General features: G+C 62.1%; 13 protein-coding genes. 5 read left to right on the forward strand and 8 right to left on the reverse strand.

Features of this window, described 5'->3' with window-relative positions:
• Window positions 1-20: 20 nt before the first annotated feature.
• Window positions 21-1,406, reverse strand: a complete 1,386-nt coding sequence (locus QOS90_RS19430; RefSeq protein WP_085273366.1) for an aldehyde dehydrogenase family protein — start codon at window positions 1,404-1,406, stop codon at window positions 21-23.
• A gap of 106 nt (window positions 1,407-1,512) precedes the next feature.
• Here QOS90_RS19430 and ptrR point away from each other — a divergent pair, with 106 nt between their 5' ends.
• A complete protein-coding gene (gene ptrR, locus QOS90_RS19435; RefSeq protein ID WP_027596788.1) occupies window positions 1,513-2,403 on the forward strand; it encodes a putrescine utilization regulator PtrR in 891 nt (296 codons plus the stop codon).
• Between the two features lie 594 nt (window positions 2,404-2,997).
• On the opposite strand, the gene QOS90_RS19440 is transcribed toward ptrR, so the two are convergent.
• The 3 genes from QOS90_RS19440 to QOS90_RS19450 form a co-directional block, all read right to left on the reverse strand.
• On the reverse strand, window positions 2,998-3,282 hold the full coding sequence (locus tag QOS90_RS19440) for a hypothetical protein (RefSeq protein WP_143491072.1): 285 nt from the start codon (window positions 3,280-3,282) through the stop codon (window positions 2,998-3,000).
• Complete coding sequence (locus QOS90_RS19445; protein ID WP_256577417.1) at window positions 3,279-3,941, reverse strand: RHS repeat-associated core domain-containing protein; 663 nt, start codon at window positions 3,939-3,941, stop codon at window positions 3,279-3,281. The genes QOS90_RS19440 and QOS90_RS19445 overlap by 4 nt, the downstream gene beginning before the upstream one ends.
• Window positions 3,942-4,198: 257 nt before the next feature.
• Window positions 4,199-4,519, reverse strand: coding sequence for a type VI secretion system baseplate subunit TssG (locus tag QOS90_RS19450; RefSeq protein ID WP_256577416.1), 321 nt, complete (start codon window positions 4,517-4,519; stop codon window positions 4,199-4,201).
• A gap of 430 nt (window positions 4,520-4,949) precedes the next feature.
• Between QOS90_RS19450 and QOS90_RS19455 the strand changes: the two genes are divergently transcribed.
• From QOS90_RS19455 to QOS90_RS19465, 3 genes are all read left to right on the forward strand, one after another.
• Window positions 4,950-5,393 (forward strand): hypothetical protein, encoded by a 444-nt coding sequence (locus tag QOS90_RS19455; protein ID WP_027596789.1) that lies wholly within the window; start codon window positions 4,950-4,952, stop codon window positions 5,391-5,393.
• Between the two features lie 57 nt (window positions 5,394-5,450).
• Window positions 5,451-6,197, forward strand: a complete 747-nt coding sequence (locus QOS90_RS19460; protein WP_085273518.1) for a phytanoyl-CoA dioxygenase family protein — start codon at window positions 5,451-5,453, stop codon at window positions 6,195-6,197.
• 201 nt (window positions 6,198-6,398) lie between these two features.
• A complete protein-coding gene (locus QOS90_RS19465) occupies window positions 6,399-6,920 on the forward strand; it encodes an acyloxyacyl hydrolase (RefSeq protein WP_027596791.1) in 522 nt (173 codons plus the stop codon).
• Between the two features lie 114 nt (window positions 6,921-7,034).
• Here the strand turns inward: QOS90_RS19465 and QOS90_RS19470 are convergent, their stop codons facing one another.
• The 4 genes from QOS90_RS19470 to QOS90_RS19485 form a co-directional block, all read right to left on the reverse strand.
• Complete coding sequence (locus tag QOS90_RS19470) at window positions 7,035-9,170, reverse strand: TonB-dependent siderophore receptor (RefSeq protein ID WP_085273364.1); 2,136 nt, start codon at window positions 9,168-9,170, stop codon at window positions 7,035-7,037.
• Between the two features lie 256 nt (window positions 9,171-9,426).
• Window positions 9,427-10,317 carry a universal stress protein gene (locus QOS90_RS19475; protein ID WP_027596793.1) on the reverse strand — a complete coding sequence of 297 codons (891 nt, stop codon included), beginning with the start codon at window positions 10,315-10,317 and terminating at the stop codon, window positions 9,427-9,429.
• A gap of 55 nt (window positions 10,318-10,372) precedes the next feature.
• Window positions 10,373-11,839, reverse strand: coding sequence for an efflux transporter outer membrane subunit (locus tag QOS90_RS19480; RefSeq protein WP_027596794.1), 1,467 nt, complete (start codon window positions 11,837-11,839; stop codon window positions 10,373-10,375).
• A gap of 17 nt (window positions 11,840-11,856) precedes the next feature.
• Window positions 11,857-12,639 (reverse strand): helix-turn-helix transcriptional regulator, encoded by a 783-nt coding sequence (locus QOS90_RS19485; RefSeq protein WP_027596795.1) that lies wholly within the window; start codon window positions 12,637-12,639, stop codon window positions 11,857-11,859.
• Between the two features lie 415 nt (window positions 12,640-13,054).
• On the opposite strand from QOS90_RS19485, the gene QOS90_RS19490 reads away from it, so the two are divergent.
• Window positions 13,055-19,423, forward strand: a complete 6,369-nt coding sequence (locus QOS90_RS19490; protein ID WP_085273363.1) for a non-ribosomal peptide synthetase — start codon at window positions 13,055-13,057, stop codon at window positions 19,421-19,423.
• Window positions 19,424-19,632: the final 209 nt, after the last annotated feature.

The following is a 19,632-nucleotide window of genomic DNA, read 5'->3' on the forward strand; positions in this document are numbered from 1 at the left end:
AGGCGGCCCCGATTGTCCCGTCAGTTACGGTCCAGCCACACCGTTTGCGCGTTGGTGAATTCCCGCACACCAAAGTGCGACAATTCGCGGCCAAAACCACTCTTCTTCACACCGCCAAAGGCGACGCGGGGGTCGGATGCGCAGTAGCCGTTGATGAACACGCCACCGGTATCCAGTGCTGCGGTCATGCGTTCAGCCAGCGCATAGTCGGCGGTGTAAATGGTCGACGCCAGGCCGAATTCGCTGTCGTTGGCCAATGCCACGGCATGGTCGGCATCCCGCGCAGTGATGATCGCCGCCACTGGCCCGAACAGTTCCTGCTTGAACGCGGTCATTTCCGGGGTGACGTTGGCAAACACGGTCGGTGCGTAGAAGTTGCCCACGCCTTCGATCTTGTTGCCGCCCAGCAGCAAAGTAGCGCCTTCGGCGAGTGTCGCCTGAACCTGCCCATCGAGTTCATCGCGCAGGTCGTAGCGGGCCATCGGGCCGATGTAGGTGTCGTCTTTCAGCGGGTTGCCAACCTTCAGCTGGCGCGTTGCTTCGACAAACTTTTGAGTGAACGCTTCAACGATGCTTTCTTCGATGATCAGGCGTTTGGCCGCCGCGCAAACCTGGCCGGTGTTCTGGTAGCGACCGATGACGGCCGCCTTGACTGCGGCATCCAGGTCGGCATCGGCCAGTACGATGAACGGGTCCGAACCGCCCAGCTCCAGCACGCACTTCTTCAGCGCGGCGCCGGCTTGCGCACCGATCGCCATGCCAGCGCGCACGCTGCCGGTCAGGGTCACGGCGGCAATGCGAGGGTCGTTGATGGCGCGGGTGACACCGTCCGGCGTGACGTTCAGTACTTCAAAGACGCCTTCCGGCAGGCCGGCATCCTTGAACAGTTCGCCCAGCAAGTAGGCGCTGCCCATGACGTTCGGGGCGTGCTTGAGCACGTAGGTATTACCCGCCAGAATCGCCGGCACAGCACCGCGCAGCACTTGCCAGATCGGGAAGTTCCACGGCATCACGGCCAGGATCGGGCCCAGCGGGCGGTACTCGATGCGCGCTTTTTCGACCTGGGTCGGTTCCGCTGCCAGCATGGCAGGGCCGTGCTCGGCGTACCAACGGCACAACCCGACACACTTGCTCACTTCGCCCCGGGCCTGGGTGATCGGCTTGCCGATTTCACGGCTGATCATTTGCGCGAACGCTTCGGCCTTGGTTTCCAGCGTGTTGGCCAGGGCGAGCAACCACTCACTGCGCTGACCCAGCGACACCTGGCGCCATTGGCCATAGCCCACCTTGGCGCGTTGCAGCGCCGCTTCCAGTGCGGCGTCGGTATCGAACGGGTAGGCGCCAATCTGCTCGCCGCTGTGCGGGTCGAGGGAGATGGCGTGGGTCAGGCTGCTGATCGCGCTCATGGTGGAAACTCTCGCTGTTGTTGATCCGTGACGCCAGACTAGAGGTGTAGGGATTTAATGAAAACTGAATAATAATGAGCGAAACATTCACGTTTGGAGAATGACTGTGGACCTGGTGCAACTGGAAATCTTCAAGGCAGTGGCCGAGCAAGGCAGCATCAGTGCCGCCGCGCAGCATATCCATCGGGTGCCCTCGAACCTGACCACGCGTATCAAACAGCTGGAGGAAGACCTGGGCGTCGAGCTGTTCATCCGCGAGAAAAGCCGCCTGCGCCTGTCGCCAGCGGGCTGGAACTTTCTCGAATACACCCGGCGCATTCTCGACCTGGTGCACGAGGCGCGGCTAACGGTGGCCGGCGAAGACCCGCAGGGCACCTTTGCCTTGGGTTCGCTGGAAAGCACCGCAGCCGTGCGGATCCCGGCCTTGCTGGCGGCCTATAACCAGCGCTACCCCAAAGTCGACCTGGACCTCTCGACCGGGCCGTCGGGGACGATGCTTGAAGGGGTGCTGTCTGGGCGATTGGTCGCGGCGTTCGTGGATGGGCCGGTGTTGCACCCGACGCTGGAAGGCATGCCAGTGTTCGAGGAAGAGATGATGGTCATCTCACCCCTCAACCATGCGCCCGTAACCCGTGCCCAAGACGTCAACGGCGAGAATATCTACGCATTTCGGGCCAACTGCTCGTACCGCCATCACTTCGAGAACTGGTTTGTGCAGGACCAGGCCGTGCCGGGCAAGATCCACGAGATGGAGTCGTATCACGGCATGCTGGCATGCGTAAGTGCCGGTGCCGGGTTGGCCATGATGCCGCGCAGCATGCTCGACAACATGCCGGGGTGCAGCACGGTGAGCGCCTGGCCGATGTCGGAGGATTTCCGGTATTTGAAGACCTGGTTGGTGTGGCGGCGGGGGGCGGTTTCGCGCAGTTTGAGTATGTTTGTGAAGTTGTTGAAAGAGCGGCAGGGGAGTTTAGGTATGGCTGTAGATACCGTATAGATCAGCTTGTGAGAGCAGGGGCGTAGGTACCGGCGCTTGCTACGACCCGAAGGCTCATATACTCATGTTTGTTATTAATTTCGTCGGGAGGGATTTTGTGTGGAATCAATTGGCTCCATTATTTTTCATGGCTGCGGGTGGATATAATGTATTCGACGCATTCGGATATATCTGATTTGATTTTGGGTCCAAGCCCCTCAAGTATTAAGTGCATTAAATTAAATAGCCTTGACCTATATAATTTGTCATATGTTTGAAGGTTGCTCAGCTCGTCATCCGTCATTGAGGTAAGTGGGTAGTATAAGTAGTGGATGTGGTTTGTATTAATGGTTTTCATTTTGGTTTTGGAGTCGATTAGGTAGGCTTAGATGCTTGTGCTTTTAATTTTGCACGACCATTAAAATCTGTAAGGCCCTGGCATGTTGTGATCGATTTAGGGTGTGATGCTGTTTCAGCTTGCAGTTTAGGTAGCGCGATTTTAAAGCGCCCAAGCCTCGCTCTTTATTAGGTTTAATGGTTTGCGAGACTTGGTATTTTAGGGTTGTTGGAATTATTGCGTGTTGCTAAGATTTGCTTGTGTTTTTTAGTTTGGCTCTAGCTTTCTGGGATAATGATTAGGTCCGTAACAAGAATCCAAAGACTATTTGGTGCTTCATTGTGGCAGCTGAGTCCAAGTTCAGGAATGCTTGTTGAAAACTCGACTAAAACTCGAGTGCCCAGCTTATGTTTGGGAAGGCCGGCTTCGCCTTCTTGAGCGATCACAGTTCCAGTTTGCCCAATAAGCTTCCAGTAGTTTTCGGAGGGTCGTGTCGGTTTTTCCGAAGTGCTTGTGCCGGAGAAAGTGCATAGCTTTACTTTTTTCCCATTTTCTATCTTCATTTCTGTCCTTTTGTTTTTACTGGGTAAGTTGGCGTGTGTGTTCCGTCTGGGTGCTGCCGGTCCCAGTGCGGTGCATGCGTCCCATTATGATCTGTTGGTTCCCATATGTCCCCACCTTTATCCTTATATCCTTTGCAGTTACATTGAGGCCAATACTTATAGTGACCACTACCAGGTCCTGGAATGAATTTCCCAGCTGTGTTTTCTAGCGTGGGGCGGCCCGGTGCTGGAGGGGGAACTCGGGCCAATCCGAGAGGGTCCGACCACTGTATAGGATTAGGAGTATAAGTGTAGACATTGAGGTCTCCAGCGAATCCGATAGGGTCCATACTGATGAAGCGACCTGTGACTGGGTCGTAGTATCGATGACGGTTGTAGTGTAGACCAGTTTCATCATCAAAGTACTGACCTTGAAAGCGAAGTGGGTTACGAGTCTCTTGGTTTATCGCTTTTTCGCTCTCCTCCTCTTTCCTAGCTCCCCACGCTTTATAAAAGGCACGCCATGATATATCTCCATCGGTATCCGTAAGCTCCATTGGGGTGCCCAGCTGATCACTCTGATACCAAGCGAAATTATCAATAGGCCTTGGTGTCGGCTTGTGCTTCCACACCGGATCCCGGTCAATGCTGTAATGCTCGCCATAGATGGGCTGTGGCATAAGCTCCAGCGTTGAGCTAATTACAGCTTGCGTTACGGGAATGAACGTCCCCGGCTCGAACACGTAGTGAGTGGTACTCCCACCCCGCTCCTCTCGATCACGACACTCCGTGGCAAGCGTGTCGCCATCCCACGTGAACCACGTAAAGCCACACCCCAGCTCTTCGTCCCGCTGCCGACGCGCATTTTCGTTCCACACAGGCCCTGCCTGTGGGCGATCCCGGTACTTGGAGCGTGAGTGTTTGTACAGGCGCCGGCCTATTCGTAGGCAATGTCGTCGAGATAGTAGGTGGGCAGCGGCGAATCTGTGCCATGCAGCCCCAGGAAGCTGGCCTGAATCCGATAGCGATCGTCCTCCAGGCGGTCAGCGCGCAGTACGTCGGCAACCGGGAACGATAAACTTGGAGAAACCTCCAGCCGCAAGCGGCGCCGAGCCTCCCGGGACAGGGGGCGTTGTTCGAGATCGTCCCCGTGCAGCTGGTGCATCAGTTCCAGTAATTGGAAGTAGGTGTACTGGTGCGCGCTACGTAGAACAATATCGGCTCGTTCACGACGTGTTTCTTTATCGAGGTTGTCCATAGCGTATTGCATATCCCACTGTGTTTGATTATGCCTGTCGTGGCGCTATTTGATCTGTGTTGATGTAAGTCATGTTGTTGGATGATGGTTGTGTTCGATCGGTATATGTTTAAAAGTTTGTAGGAAAATTCGCTATCGCGTTCGTCGAAACTAAACAGCTCGAACACTAGATGCATTCTTCCGGAAATTCACGATGTACTGGGTGATGGTTTCCTGTCGAGTATTTGGGTGTAAGAAAATGTGTGTTCGCTAGTCGTTTGCCGATCCAGCCTTTTTTGAATAAAGAGTGCAATATGCCCATGAAATATAAATGCGCACGTTGAAGCGACGACTTGCTGCCCGTGCCCGGACGACCCTCTGTCAGTAAGAAAACGAGTGTCGTTAGAGGGCGTAATAATAGGTAAACCATCCTCAGAAGGAGGGTTCTACCATGCGTAATCATCACTATGCCCTTGGCGCTGCGCTACTGCTCACCTTGGCCATGCCTTGGACGTTGGCGGCGGCTGCCGACCTCAATGCACCTATCGACATGCAGGCTGTCCAGCTGCAGCCGCAAGAGCAAAACGGCATCCGTTACCTGGAAGGCGGTATCGGCCAGGATGAAGCCAACGCCCTGCGCAAGACCAAAGGGTACGACTTGCATGTCGAACTCTCTGCAGGCCCGGGGAGCGAGTTCCAGAGTGGCGCCACAGTCGACATACAGAGCGCACAGGGCCAGCCCGTGCTGAGCGTTACCGACGTAGGCCCACTGCTGTATGTGCAGTTGCCACCGGGCCATTACAAAGTCACCGGCAACGCCCAAGGTGAGACGGTACAACAACAGGTGGCCGTCGACGGCAAAGCGCCTGCCACGGTGAACCTGCACTGGCGTTGAATGGTACAGTCCGGGCAGGAGTACATCTGTACTCCTGCCGAATGGGAGCGCACCGCCATGAGCCTGGACCTTCAGCTGGAGATGTTGGACGAGCGGGGTTTTGTGTTGATCCCCGGTGTGCTCGAACCCCTGCGTATCGCTTTGCTGCGCTGCGCCATCGATGACTTGCAGCCCATTCACTGGGATTACCAAGGGCTGCTCGAACACTACAAGTGCGTGTTCAACCGCAACCCCCTGTGGTTGCCCTTTCTTGATCTGCCACCGCTTATCAACCTGGCCGAGGCCGCGCTCGGCGAGGACTGCCACGTGATCGGCCAGACCGCCTGGCGCAGCCACCCCGGCTACCCCGGCATGGCGCTGCACCTTGATCACCTGCCCATGCAACTGCCCGCGTGGATCAGTGAGCGAGGTGCCTTTACCCAACCCATGCAGATCCTTACCGTGCAGTTATACCTCAGTGATATCGATCACAGCATCGGGCCGACCTGGATCGTGCCTGGTAGCCATCGGGCAGCACGCCCACCCGAGGCCGGCGAGTCCGAGTGGCAAGGGCGTGAAGCGCATCCGGTGTTGTGCAAGGCGGGGGATGCATTGGTGTTTCGCAGTGATGTCTGGCACAGCGGCGGCGCCAATTGCACGCAGTCGCGTGAGCGCGACATGCTGCAGGTGCATTACGGCCGACGCATGGTGGCGCAGAAGTTTTCGCCGTACTTGCACTGGCAATTCAACCCGCAGGTGTTGCAGGAGGCGACGCCGAGGCAGCGGCGGCTGTTGGGTGAGCATGAAGAGGCGGCCTACGACTGAACGGCGACAGGGCCCGTGATAAGGCCGTCGCCCTGGTATTAGCCAATGGTGGCAAACAGCTTTCAACTTTCTGATTATCTGGACAATAATCAGAGAAGTATTACTTGGTGTGACCGGTTTGGATGCGCCGGCCACCGCATAAGCTCGAGGGGCTCAAGCCCCCACTTTGCCCGTGTTGTAGACCATCAGGAGATGTCATTGATGAAAACCCGTCTCGCTGCTTCGCTGGCCGCTGCAGTGCTGGCCTTCGCGGGGGCCAACCTGGCCCAGGCCGCGCAGGTATCGGCTGCAGTTGGCGCCACCAGCCAAGGCGACATGACCTACCGTATCGGCCTTTCGTTCGACTGGGACAAGAAATGGCTGGAAAGCAGTACCGGTTATGTGACCGGTTACTGGGATGCGGCCTATACCTATTGGGAAGGCGGCGACGCCAGCGGCGCGCACTCGCTGTCGTTCAGCCCGGTATTCACCTACGAGTTCAGCGGTTTCACCTACACCCCCTACATCGAGGCCGGTATTGGCTTGGCGGCGTTTTCCAAGACAGAAGTGGGCGACCAGCGCCTGGGTTCGGCGGTCAACTTCGAAGACCGCATCGGTTTTGGCCTGAAGCTGCCGGGTGCGCAGAAGGTCGGCATCCGCGCGATGCATTACTCCAACGCGGGTATCAAACAGCCTAACGACGGGATCGAGTCGTACGCGCTGTTCTACAGCAAGGCGTTCTGAGTTTGATGCGCTTTTTGTAGGAGCAGCCTTGCGCTGCGAAGAGGCCGGTACTGGCACTGCATATATGTTGCCGGTACCGGCCTCTTCGCAGCACAAGGCTGCTCCTACAGTCAGCTAGAAGGTGTACGAAACCCCGGCCTGCACCGTTCGCGGTGCGCCCGGGTACACGTAGTTGTTGAACGCCCCTTCGTCATAACCCTTGTTGAAGACGTTCTTCACATCCAGGTTCAGCCGCACGTGTTCATTGACCTTGTAGAAGCTGAGCAGGTCAACCACGCTGTAGCGCTCCATGGTGTAGGTCGTCACGGCTGTCTGGCCGGCGCGATCATCCACGTACTTCAGGCCAACCCCCAACCCCAGGCCCTTGGCCAGGCCGTCCTGGAACTCGTAAGTGTTCAGCAGGCTGAAACTGTTGCGCGGGATGTTGGCCAGGTGGGTGCCGGTAGGCAAGCTGGTGTCCTTGGTCACTTCGGCATCGACATAGGCGTAGCCACCGATCACGCGCCACTCAGGGGTGATGTTGCCCGCAATGTTGATGTCCAGCCCGCGGCTGCGCACCTCACCTGCTGCGATGCTGTAGACCCCGGTGGGGTCGTTGGGGTCGCGTGCCAGCACGTTTTCCTTGACGATGTGGTACACCGCCGCATCGATGCTCAGTTGGCGATCGAGCGCTTCCCACTTCACGCCCAGCTCGTAGGATTTACCCTTCTCCGGGTCGAAGCTGCCGCCCCCCGCAGGGGCGCCACTGTTGGGCTTGAATGACCGCGCCGTGTTGGCATAGACCGCCACCGTGTCGGTCAGGTCGTAGATCAGGCCAACGCGCGGGGTGACGCCGTTCTCGCCCTTGCTGAAGTCAAGGGTGTCGACCAGCTTGTCGTCATAGTCGTGCTCGAAGCGCTCGAAGCGGATGCCGGCCAACGCTTTGAGGCGCTCGGTCAACGCCACCTGGTCCTGAATGAAGAAGGCCCAGGTCTGCAGGTTTTCCTTGTCCCAGGTGGTGGTGCGTGTCAATGCGGGCCTTGGCTGGCCGAGCACCGGGTCGTAGATATCGATGGGGTAGGTGCCGACGGCTGCCGAGGAACGCTGGATGATCGAGTTGTAATCGTAGTTTTCGTACTCGATGCCGGTCAGCAGGGTGTGGCTAAAACCACCGGTGTCGAAATGCCCGGTAAGGTTCAACTGCCAGTCACGGTCAGTCCATTCCAGCTTGCGGTAGTTGAAGTTGCGCTGCAGGGTACGCCCGTCAGCGGGTGCGCCGTTGGCTTCCACCGCGTTGCCCTTGAGCGAGCCATCGAGGAACTGGAACCCGCCCCCCAACGTCCAGTTGTCATTGAGCAGGTGCTCGAAGCGCACCTGGGCCATGTTGTTGTCGTTGTGCAACAAGTTGTCGCTGCCTTTCTCCCAGATGTAGGTGTCGCGAGAGGCACTGCCGGTCTGGGTGGCATAGCGGGTCAGGCCGCGGTCCAGTGGGTGGTTGTTGCGCATGAAGTCGCCTTCGAAGACGATTCTGGTGCTGTCGTTGACCTGCCAGCTGACCACGGGCGCCACGTCGTAGCGCTCGCTCTCGACATCATCGCGAAAGCTCTCGCCACCTTCGCCAAGCACGTTCAACCGGTAAGCGAGCGAACCGTCCTCATTCAGCGGGCCGGTGGCATCGAGGGTGGCGCGGTGCATGCCTTGGTCGTCGATCTGGCTGCCCAGGGTGACCTTGCGTTCAGCCAGGGGTTGCTTGCTGACCACGTTGAAGGTGCCACCAGGGTCGCCACGGCCATACAGGCTGGTGGCTGGGCCGCGGATCACTTCAAGGCGCTCGACGGTGTTGGCGTCGGGGGCGTTGGGGTAGCCGCGGTTGATCGGGAAGCCATTGCGGTAGAACTCGCCCGTGGTAAAGCCACGCACCGTGAACGTGGTCAGGCCCTGGCCGCCAAAGTTGTTGGCGCGGCCAACGCCGCCGGCGTAGTCCAGGCCATCTTGCAGCCGTGTGGCGCCGGTGTCTTCGAGCACGTCCTTGGGGACCACGCTGACCGATTGCGGGGTTTCGTGCAGGGCGGTGTCGGTGCGCGTGGCGCTTGCCGAACGGCCGGCCTTGTAGCCGACGACCGGGCCATCGGCGCGCTCACTGTCGGCAGTACCGGTGATACTCAAGGCCTGGAGTTCGATCTGGGCGGGGTCGCTGGGCGATTCGGGCTCAGCCCAGGCCAACGGGGAGACAGCATGAAGCACACAAAGCGAAACGAACGTGCGACGCATCGACGGTACGATCCTGGAGTAGGGCGCAAGGGATAGGGATAGAAAGCGTCGCGAAACTACTACGAATCATTATCAAATGCATTCTTTTTAAATGGAGCGCGCGTACCAAACTCCAAGCTCAGTCTCCGCCCATACGCGATCCCGGTAGGAGCAGCCTTGTGCTGCGAAGAGGCCGTAAACCCCAATACCTATCTGTTGCTGGAACAGGCCTCTTCGCAGCACAAGGCTGCTCCTACCGGGACAGGCAGTTTGCCGATTAATGCATCGCCTTGATCGCCAGCACATTGCACAGCGGATGCTCCAGCACATGCGCCGTGGTACCGCCCAAAAAGGTCTGCATGGCGTCGTGGCGATGGCTGCCCATGACGATCACATCGACCCGGCTATGGCTGACGAACTGGGCAATCGCACGAATCGCTGGCCCCTCGACGAAATGCCTGCGCTCCAAGGGCACCTGGTGATGGTCGCCCAGGCGGTTGAATGCTGAACGCTGTGCGGTACGCACACTGCCATCGAAGCCAGGCATGGTGACGGTGCCGGCACCGAAGTCGGCGATGTGGGTTTTGGCCGCGTCGCACACATGCAACAGGTGCAGTTCGGCATTGCACTGCAGCGCCAACGCATGGGCGCTGTGAATGACCTGCTCGTCGAGGTGTTCACCGGCGCCATGGCTGTTCAGGTCCACTGCGGCGGCAATCTGCTTGGGCAGAGGCAGGCGGATATCACTGACCAGGTGCACGGCGACCGGGCTGTCCTTGAGCAACTGCCAGTCCAGGGGTGTCACCAGCAAGCGTTTGAGCACCGGTTCGTGCTGCACGTCCTTGATCAGCAGGTCGCAGCCCAAGCGTTCGATGCGCTCGAGCACGCTGGCCAACGGGTCGCGGGTCAGCAGCAGTTCGGTCGACACATCCAGGCCGGCGTCGGCCATCTGCTCGGCTTCATCGGCCAGCCACTGGCGATTGTCGCTGAGCAGCCGTTCACGCTCCCGGCCATCGCTCATCAAACCGAAAGTGTCGACATCGTCGACGAATACGTTGATATCGAGTAGCGCACCGCTTGACTCTGCCAATGCCGCTGCGCGTTGTAGAGCCGGCGTGTGGCGCATCTGCGGGCCGAGCATGACGAACAAACGCTTGAACTGGCTCATCTCACACCTCCGCGTGTGGAAGCCCCCCGGTTCATGCCTGGTGATCTGGCCCTGTTCAGTCTAGACCCACGTAGGCACCCTTGGGCGCCGCTTCGCTTGCGCTTGCCGCAGACGGAGCCTGGGTGTCAGCGGCCTCTTTCCACCCGCCACCCAACGCCGCGTACAGATTCACCTCTGCCACCAACTGCGCCAGGCGGTCATTGATCAGCCCCTGCTGGGCACTGAACAACGAGCGCTGCGCGTCGAGAAAGGTCAGGCTGCTGTCCACGCCGATCCGGTAGCGGTGTTCAGCAAGGTTGTAGTAACGCTGGTTGGAGGCCACCAAGTCGCGTTGCGCCTGCAATTGCCGCTGGTAAGTCGCCCGCGCCGCCAAGCCGTCGGCCACTTCCTGAAAGGCGCTTTGGATTGCTTTTTCGTACTGCGCTACCTGAATGTCCTTCTGCAACTGGGCATAGTCCAGGCTGGCACGCAGGCTGCCGGCGGTGAAGATCGGCAGGTTGATCTGTGGCTGGAACAGCCAGGTCCCTGACCCTGCATCGAACAGCCCACTGAGCGCCGGGCTGGTACTGCCGGCATTGGCGGTCAGGCTGATGCTCGGGAAAAACGCCGCACGCGCGGCGCCAATATCGGCGTTGGCCGCACGCAGCTGGTATTCGGCCTGGAGGATGTCGGGGCGGCGTTGCAGCAGGTCTGACGGCAGCCCGGCTTGCAAACCGGCGATCTGTTCGTCGGCCAGCGGCAAGGCGCCGAGGCCGTCGGCCACAGGGGCGCCCACCAGTACCGTCAGTTGGTTGAGGTCTTGGGCGACTTGGCGTTTGTAACGGGCGACGGCCGCCCGGGTACTGTCGACACTGGTCCGCGCCTGGATCTGGTCCAGGGCCGACACTGTGCCGGCGCGGCGCTGGTTGGCGGTCAGGCGCAGGCTGCGCTCGTCCGCGGCCAGGGTTTCGTTGGCCAGCGTCAGCAGTTCCTGGTCGGCACGCCAGGTCAGGTACACGCTGGCGACACTGGCCACCAGGCTCAATTGGGTGCTGCGCCGGGCCTGGTCGCTGGCCAGGTAAGTCAACAGCGCTTGGTCACTGAGGCTGCGCAGGCGACCGAACAGGTCCAGTTCATAAGCACTCACGCCTAGCGTCGCAGCAGTGGTGGAACTGATCATGCCCTGGTCGGTACCGGTCATGCGCCGCGGCAGGTACTGGCGTTGCCCCTGGCCATTGGCCGAGACCTTTGGCAACAGCTCGGCGCGCTGAATGCGGTATTGGGCGCGGTAGGCTTCGACATTGAGCGCCGCGCTGCGCAGGTCGCGGTTATTGGCCAGGGCGCTGTCGATCAGTTGGCGCAGGGTCGGGTCGTGGAACACCTGGCGCCAGTCCTCGATGGCCGGGTGCTTCTGCACATCGCCGGCGTAGGCCGGCCCTTGCGGGTACTGGGTGGCGACGGGGGTGTCCGGGCGCTGGTAGTCAGGGGCCAACGAACAGCCGCACAACAGCGCCGCGCACAGGATAAGGCTGGGTCGGGGCATCAGAGGGTCTCGCAGAGTCAGGCGCCTGCCATCCATTTGGTCAGCCCATGGCGGCCACTGACCCCCAGCTTGGCGGTGGCGCGCTTGAGGTAGGTTTCGATCGAGCTGTTCTTCACGTTAAGCCGCTGCGCCATTTCTGGCACCGTGCCGCCCGTCAGCAGGCCCAGGCAGACCTCCTGCTCACGCGTCGAAAGCCGCACGGCTTCCTGCACCAGCCGTTCGCCAAAGGAGTGGCGTAACGCGCCCGCCTGCAGATCGCACAGCGGCGACCCGGCCTGCCGCGCGGCCCCTTGGTTGAGCAACTGGCCGTGGTGCTCGACCAGGGGCAGCAAGGTGTCGGACAGGCTTTTCAACTGCGACAACTCACTCAACGAAAAGCCCCGCTGGCTAGGCAGGCGGTGAAAGCAGATGACCCAGCGCCGGGCGCCGCTGCAAGACACCAAGTTGCACTGGTGGGCGCTGTGGCGCGGGTGGTCGGTGTCCGGGGGGGCCTTGAACTCGATCAGCAGCGGGTCCTTCATCTGCATGATGCTCTGCAGCAAAGGATGGCGCAGAGGATCGACGCCGGGCAGTTCAGGTGCAGGGCCGGCGCTGCCGAGTACCCTGATGCGGCTGATGCTGGCGCCACGTGGCTCGAGGGTCCATTCGCTGAGGTCGAGCCTGTGGATCGGCACTTGGGCATCGACCAGGTGCAACATCTGTTCGGCAAAGCCCTCGGCGCCGGTACTGGCGATCAGTTCGCCAAGTTGCAGATACAGCTGGGGGTCGGGGCGGTGTTCGAGGCTGTCGGTCAGCTTCATAGCGTTGTCATCCTTGATCCAAAGCGTTACGGCGGGTGGTGTCGCTGGCGAGTCCTCCGGGTGGTGAGTGGTTTGTGGCGGTATTCAAGCCCGGCCTGGGGGCCGCGTCTGTAATGGAAAACAGGGACAGAAAGTGCCACCGATTACGGATCAGTGGGGCAGGGCACTTACAGGCGAGACGCTGCACATGAACGGATCAGCCAGCCAATTGACGTCAGAAGCGTGGCGATCAACGCCTGATCCCGACCGATGGCCCCTGGCGTAGGCCAAACCGGGCAGCCGCTGTGGCAAATCTCCTACATGTTTTTCAGCAGCCATCGACAGGCCCGGTGCGTGTCCGGGTTTCGGGGGCCATACAGCCTGAAGGTAGGGTGCTTGAATCCGCGGATGATCAACCAGAAGGACCTGCCGAACCATGCCTGCCGCCCAAACCTTTGCCTTGACCGTTGCCCAGCGCGACATCTGGCTGGACCAGATCAGCCACGGCGACTCGCCGCTGTACAACATCGGCGCGTACGTCGAACTGGCCGGCGGGGTGGATGCCGAGCGGCTAAACCGGGCACTGGCGCACCTGGTCGCCCAGCATGATGGCCTGCGCACCGTGCTGGTGACGCACGCGGGCCAGGGTGGGGTAGCCCGCCAGTACTTTGCCGAGGCCCTCGATGTGCCGCTGGTGCAGCACGATGTCCGCAGCGCGGATGACCCGTTCGGCGCTGCCCAAGGCCTGTTGCAAACACAGATGCAGACACCGTACCGCCTGGATGCCAGCCCATTGTGGGGGGCGACATTGATCCGCCTGGGCGAGCAGCGGTACCTGTTTGCCGTGCAGGCCCATCACCTGATTCTCGATGGCTGGGGCGTGGACCAGTGGTTCAAGCAGATCGCCGACCATTATCGCCTGCTTGAACAAGGGCTGGCATTGCCAGACAGCGCCCCGTCTTACCGCGCGTTCATCGAGGACGATGCCCAGTACCAGGGTTCGCCACGCCATGACCGCGACCGCGATTACTGGCTGGCCAAGTACCAGCAGCTACCCGATGCCTTGCTGGCACCCCGCGAGCGCAATGCGCAGCACGTGTCGCCGCCCAGTGCGGTACTCGAACAGCCCTTCGATACCCGCTTGCTGGCACGTATGCGTGCCCTCGGTACCACGCTGCAGGCCTCGCCCTTCCATGTGCTGCTGGCGGCGTTGCATGTGTGCAGTGCACGTTCCTGGCAGCGTGACGAGTGGGTAGTCGGCCTGCCGGTGCGCAACCGTGGCAACGCCCAGTTCAAGTCGACCCTGGGGCTGTTTACCCAAGTTAGCGCGCTGCGCATGGACTTTGGCCGTGAACGCTCGTTCAGCGCGCTGGTACAAGAGATCCGCGATGCGCTCAAGCAAGACTTTCGCCATCAGCGTTTCGCCCTTAGCGAACTCAACCGCAGCCTTGGTGCATTGCGTGAAGAGCGGCCCCACCTGTTCGAGCTGATGGTGTCGTTCGAGGAGGATGGCAACGACCTGCGCTTCGGTGACGTACCCGGCCACACGGTGATGGTCTGCAATGGCCACGAGCCCACGCCCTTGAGCATCCACCTGCGCTGCAACAGCCAACGCGACAGCGCGTGCCTGCACCTGGTGCACAACCGTGCCTGGTTCAGCGATGAAGACGTGACAGCGTTGGCCGAGCGCCTGCTGCATGTGCTGGAGCAAGGCCTGGAGCAGCCGGAACAGAGCATCGCGGCGTTCGACCTGCTGACCGCCCGCGAGCACGCCCGCCTGCGGCAGTGGAATGCGACGGCGCAAGCAGCGCCTGAACAGGTTGAGGCGTTGATCCATCGTCGTATCCAAGCCCAGGCCAACGCCACGCCACACGCCGTGGCAGCGCTGCACGACGGCCAGCGCCTGAGCTATGGCGAACTCGACCGGCGTGCCGACGCGCTGGCCCGGCACCTGGCAGCCCTTGGCACCAAACCTGACCAGCGGGTTGCGGTGGTCGCCCAGCGCGGCCTGGACACCTTGGTCGGCCTGCTGGCCGTGCTCAAGGCCGGGGCCGCTTACGTGCCGATTGACCCAGCCCACCCGCAGGAGCGCCTGGCCTATCTGCTGCAAGACAGCGCGCCGGCCGTGGTGCTGACCCAGTCGCGGCTGCTCGACCGCCTTCCGCCCCATGGCCTGCCACAAATCGTGTTGGACCGCTGGGACTGGAACACGGCAACCGCCGCAATGCCAGCACCTGTGCAGCCGCAAGCGAGCGACCTGGCCTATGTCATCTACACCTCCGGCTCCACCGGCCAGCCTAAGGGCGTGATGGTCGAGCACCACATGCTGGCCAACCTGGTCGACTGGCACTGCAATGCCTTCAACCTGGGCCCCGGGCGCCACCAGTCGAGCCTGGCCGGCTTCGGCTTTGACGCCATGGCTTGGGAGGTGTGGCCCGCGCTGTGCAGTGGCGCTACTTTGCACCTGGCACCGGTGCGTGACGGTGCTGAAGACATCGACGCGTTGCTCAGTTGGTGGCGCGCCCAGCCGCTGGATGTCAGCTTTCTGCCCACCCCGGTGGCTGAGCATGCCTTCGCCCAGGGCGAGCTGCACCCAACCTTGCAGACCCTGCTGATTGGCGGCGACCGCCTGCGGCGCCTGGCCCGCGAGCGGCGCTACCGGGTCATCAACAACTATGGCCCCACCGAAGCCACGGTGGTGGCGACGTCGGGCGAAGTAAACGCCGGCGGCCCGCTGCATATCGGCCGCCCGGTGGCCAACACCCAGGTGTACGTCCTCGATGAGCAGTGCCGTCTACTGCCGATCGGCGCCCCTGGCGAATTGTATGTGGGCGGCAAGGGGGTGGCCCGGGGTTACCTCAACCGGCCGCAGATGACCGCCGAGCGTTTTCTCGACGACCCGTTCAGTGCGCTGCCAGGGGCACGCATGTACCGCACGGGCGACCTGGTGCGCTGGCTGCCCGATGGCACGCTGGAGTACCTCGGGCGCAATGACGACCAGGTGAAAATCCGCGGTGTGCGGGTTGAACTGGCCGAAATCGAAGCTGCCCTGGCCAGCCATGCGGCGGTGCGCGAGTGTGTGGTGATGCTGCGCGAAGGCCAGTTGCAGGCTTGGTTCATTGGCGAGGCGGCGGTGGAGCCCAGGGCGCTGCATGACCACTTGCGCGAACGCCTGCCAGTCGCTTTGTTGCCGGTGGCCTATGTCAACCTGGCCAGTTGGCCATTGACTGCCAATGGCAAACTCGACCGCCGTGCCTTGCCGACAGCGGACGAAGCCGCCAAGGTGCGTCGCGAGCACGAGGCGCCGATCGGCGACGTCGAGCAACGCCTGGCCTTGCTGTGGGCCGAATTGCTGCAGGTCGAGCGGGTAGGGCGCCAGGACCACTTCTTCGAGCTGGGCGGCCACTCGCTGCTGGCCGTGCAACTGATCGAGCGCATGCGCCAGCAAGGCCTGCAAGCCGATGTACAGGTACTGTTCGGCCAATCGACCCTGGCCAGCCTTGCGGCCAGCGTAGTGGTCGGCGAAGCCGCGCGCGTGCCGGCCAACCGGGTTCCGCCAGGGTGCCAGCACATCACGCCGGGCATGCTCACCCTCAGCGAACTGTCGCAGGTTGATATCGACCGCATCGTTGCCACGGTGCCGGGGGGCGCAGGCAACGTGCAGGAAATCTATCCGCTGGCGCCCCTGCAACAAGGCCTGCTTTACCACCACGTCACCGATGCTCGCGACCCGTACCAGCAACAGGCTTTGTTTACCTTTGCCAGCCGCATGCAGTTAGAGGCCTTCACCGAAGCGTTGCAGCAGGTGGTCGACCGTCACGACATCTTGCGCACCAGCCTGGCCTGGGAGGGGCTAGAACAGCCCCAGCAGGTGGTCTGGCGCCAGGCCCTTCTGACGGTCGACAACTGGGTGGGGGAGGCACACGCAGGCAACATTGCCGGGCAAATGCGCAGCCACTTCGACCCCCAGCAACGGCCCTTGGACCTGCGCCAGGCACCGATGCTGGCGCTGGCCTGCGCCGAGGATGCCCAGCACGGGCGTTGGTTGGGCTTGCTGCGCTTCCACCACTTGGTCAACGATGCCGTTTCGCTGCAGGTGCTGTTGGGCGAGCTGGACGCCTTCATGGCTGGGCGCAGCGAGCCGTTGCCGGCACCTGTGCCGTATCGTGACTACGTGGCGTTAAGCGCTGCCCCCGAGCGCCAGGCCCGGCACGAAGCCTTCTTCCGCGAGCAACTGGCTGGCGTCGAGCCGCCAGCGCCGATTGCCGGGCTGGGTGGCGAGCCGGTCGACGAGGGTGACCTGCACAGCCACAGCCAGGTGATCGATGCGCCGCTGGCAGGCCAGTTGCGCGCTCAGGCCCGGCACCACGGCGCGAGCCTGGCCAGCCTGCTGCACCTGGCCTGGGCTCAGGTGCTTGGCGCCCTCGGTGGGCGTGATGAGGTCACCCTGGGCACCGTGTTGCTGGGCCGCAGCATGGCTGGCAACGGGGCTGATCGTGCCCTGGGCATGTTCATCAACAGCGTGCCCTTGCGGGTAGGCCTGGCGAATCGCTCGGTCGACCAGGCGCTGAGCGAGACCCACGCGCGGCTGGCCGCCTTGCTTGGCCATGAAGATGCGCCGCTGATCCTCGCCCAGCAGTGCAGTGGCTTGCCCGCCGGCACGCCGCTGTTCAACAGCCTGATCAACTACCGCCAAGGGGCAGTAATGCTCGGTCCGGTATTGCCGGGCGTAGAGCTGGCCGAAGCCAGTGAAGTACACAGCCATGGCCTGGTCCTCACGGTGGACGACCATGCCGACGGGCTACAGTTCGCCCTGCGCGCGCCGCGTGCGATTGGCGCGCAGCGGGTGCTGAACTACCTGTTGACCACCTTGCGCCAACTGGGCAATGCCCTGGCCGAGCACCGCAGCACGCGCTTGGATGCACTGTGCGCGGTGCCAGACGGCGAGCTGCACCGCTTGCTGCAGGGTTTCAACGCCACCGAAGACCCGCAAAGCCCGGTCAGGCAGACCTTGCCGGCGCTGTTCCAGGCCCAGGTGCGGCGTACACCCCATGCCATCGCCCTGCAGGCTGAGGACGGCTGCCTCGATTACCAGGCCCTCAACGCCCAGGCCAACCGCCTGGCCCACCACCTGATCGCCCTGGGTGTTAAGCCCGATGCGCGGGTGGCGGTTTGTGTCGAACGTGGCGTTGCACTGATGGTCGCCTTGCTGGGCGTGCTCAAGGCCGGCGGCGCCTACGTGCCACTCGACCCCGCTTACCCGGCCGAGCGGCTGCGCTTCATGCTGGAAGACAGCACGCCGTCGGTGGTGCTGGTGCACGGCGCTACCCTGGGCCTGTTCGAGCCAATGCCAGGCCCTGTGCTTGACCTTGACCGGGGCGATTGGCACGCCTGCTCGGCAGCCGACCCGCAAGTGCCGGGCCTGGGCCCGAGGCAGTTGGCCTATGTGATGTACACCTCGGGCTCCACCGGCACCCCGAAGGGGGTGATGGTCGAGCACCGTGGCCTGTGCAACCTGATGCACTGGGGTTCGCGCATCTGCCCGCCACGCCCGGGCGATGCCTTGCTGCAACGGGCGCCGTTCACCTTCGACGGTTCGGTCTGGGAGCTGTTCTGGCCGCTGACCGCTGGTTTGCGCCTGGTCCTGGCGCGCCCTGACGGGCACCGTGACCCGGCGTACCTGGTGCAGTTGGTGCAGGCCAGGCAGGTGACCACGATCAAATTCGTCCCGGCGCTGCTGCATCAGTTTCTGGAAGAGCCGGGTGTTGAGCGTTGCACTAGCCTGACGGACATCTTCTGCGGCGGCGGTGAACTGACATTGGCGCTGGTACAACGCCTGCGCGAATGTCTGCCCACGGTGCGCCTGCACAACGTCTATGGCCCGACCGAAGCGACGGTAGACAGCACCGCCTGGACCCTGCAGCCGCACGAACCGCTGCCGTTGATCGCGCCGCCGATCGGCCGGCCGATCGCCAATACCCGCCTGTATGTGCTCGATGCGCATGACCGCCCGGTGCCACTCGGCGCGGTGGGCCAGTTGCACATTGGCGGCGTCGGCGTGGCCCGCGGCTACCTCGGGTTGCCGGCATTGCAGGCTGAGCGCTTCATCGCCAGCCCATTCGTCGAGGGCGACCGCCTGTATCGCACGGGGGACTTGGTGCGGTACCGCCTGGACGGTGAGCTGGACTTTGTCGGCCGCAACGATTTCCAGGTCAAGCTGCGTGGGTTGCGGGTCGAGCTGGGGGAAATCGAAGCGTCGCTGACGGCGCACCCGGCCATCGGGCAGGCCGTGGTGCTGATGCGCGAAGAGCGCCTGGTTGCCTACTTCACCTGCCGCGAGGGCAGCAGCGCACCCGCGCTTGAAGTGCTGCGCAGCCACGTGCTGGCGCGCATGCCCGATTACATGGTGCCGCAGGCGTTCGTTGCCCTGGGCGAGCTGCCGTTGAGCAACAACGGCAAGGTCGACCGCCAGGCCTTGCCAGCGCCCGGGGCCGAGTCGGTGATCAGCCGCCAGTACCAGGCCCCGCGTGGCGAGTTGGAAACCGCGCTGGCCGAGATCTGGACCGATGTGCTGAAGATCGAGCAGGTTGGGCGTGACGACAACTTCTTCGAACTGGGCGGCCACTCACTGCTGGCGGTCAGCCTGGTGGCACGCATGCGCCAGGCCGGGTTGCATGTGGATGCCCGCACCTTGTTCAGCCAGCCGACCCTGGCTGCGCTGGCCGCCAGCACCCGCCTCGAGCAGGTCGAGGTGGTGATACCGCAGACCACCATTCCCAGCCTGGGTAAACGCAGGCGCATCTGAGATCGCCGGGGCCGCGTTGCGGCCCATCGCCGGCAAGCCAGCTCCCACAGGGTGCTCACAAGGTCTGAGCCTGCGCAGATACCTGTGGGAGCCGTCTTGCCGGCGATGGCGCTTTCCGAAATTGTCCCCGCTTCCCATGTCAGACCGACCGGTCACGATCCTTTAGCGTGTCCACGATTCCCATTCCAGGCAAAGCAGGATGCTTACCG

This window comes from Pseudomonas sp. LAIL14HWK12:I10, assembly GCF_900184205.1.
GTDB lineage: Bacteria > Pseudomonadota > Gammaproteobacteria > Pseudomonadales > Pseudomonadaceae > Aquipseudomonas > Aquipseudomonas kermanshahensis.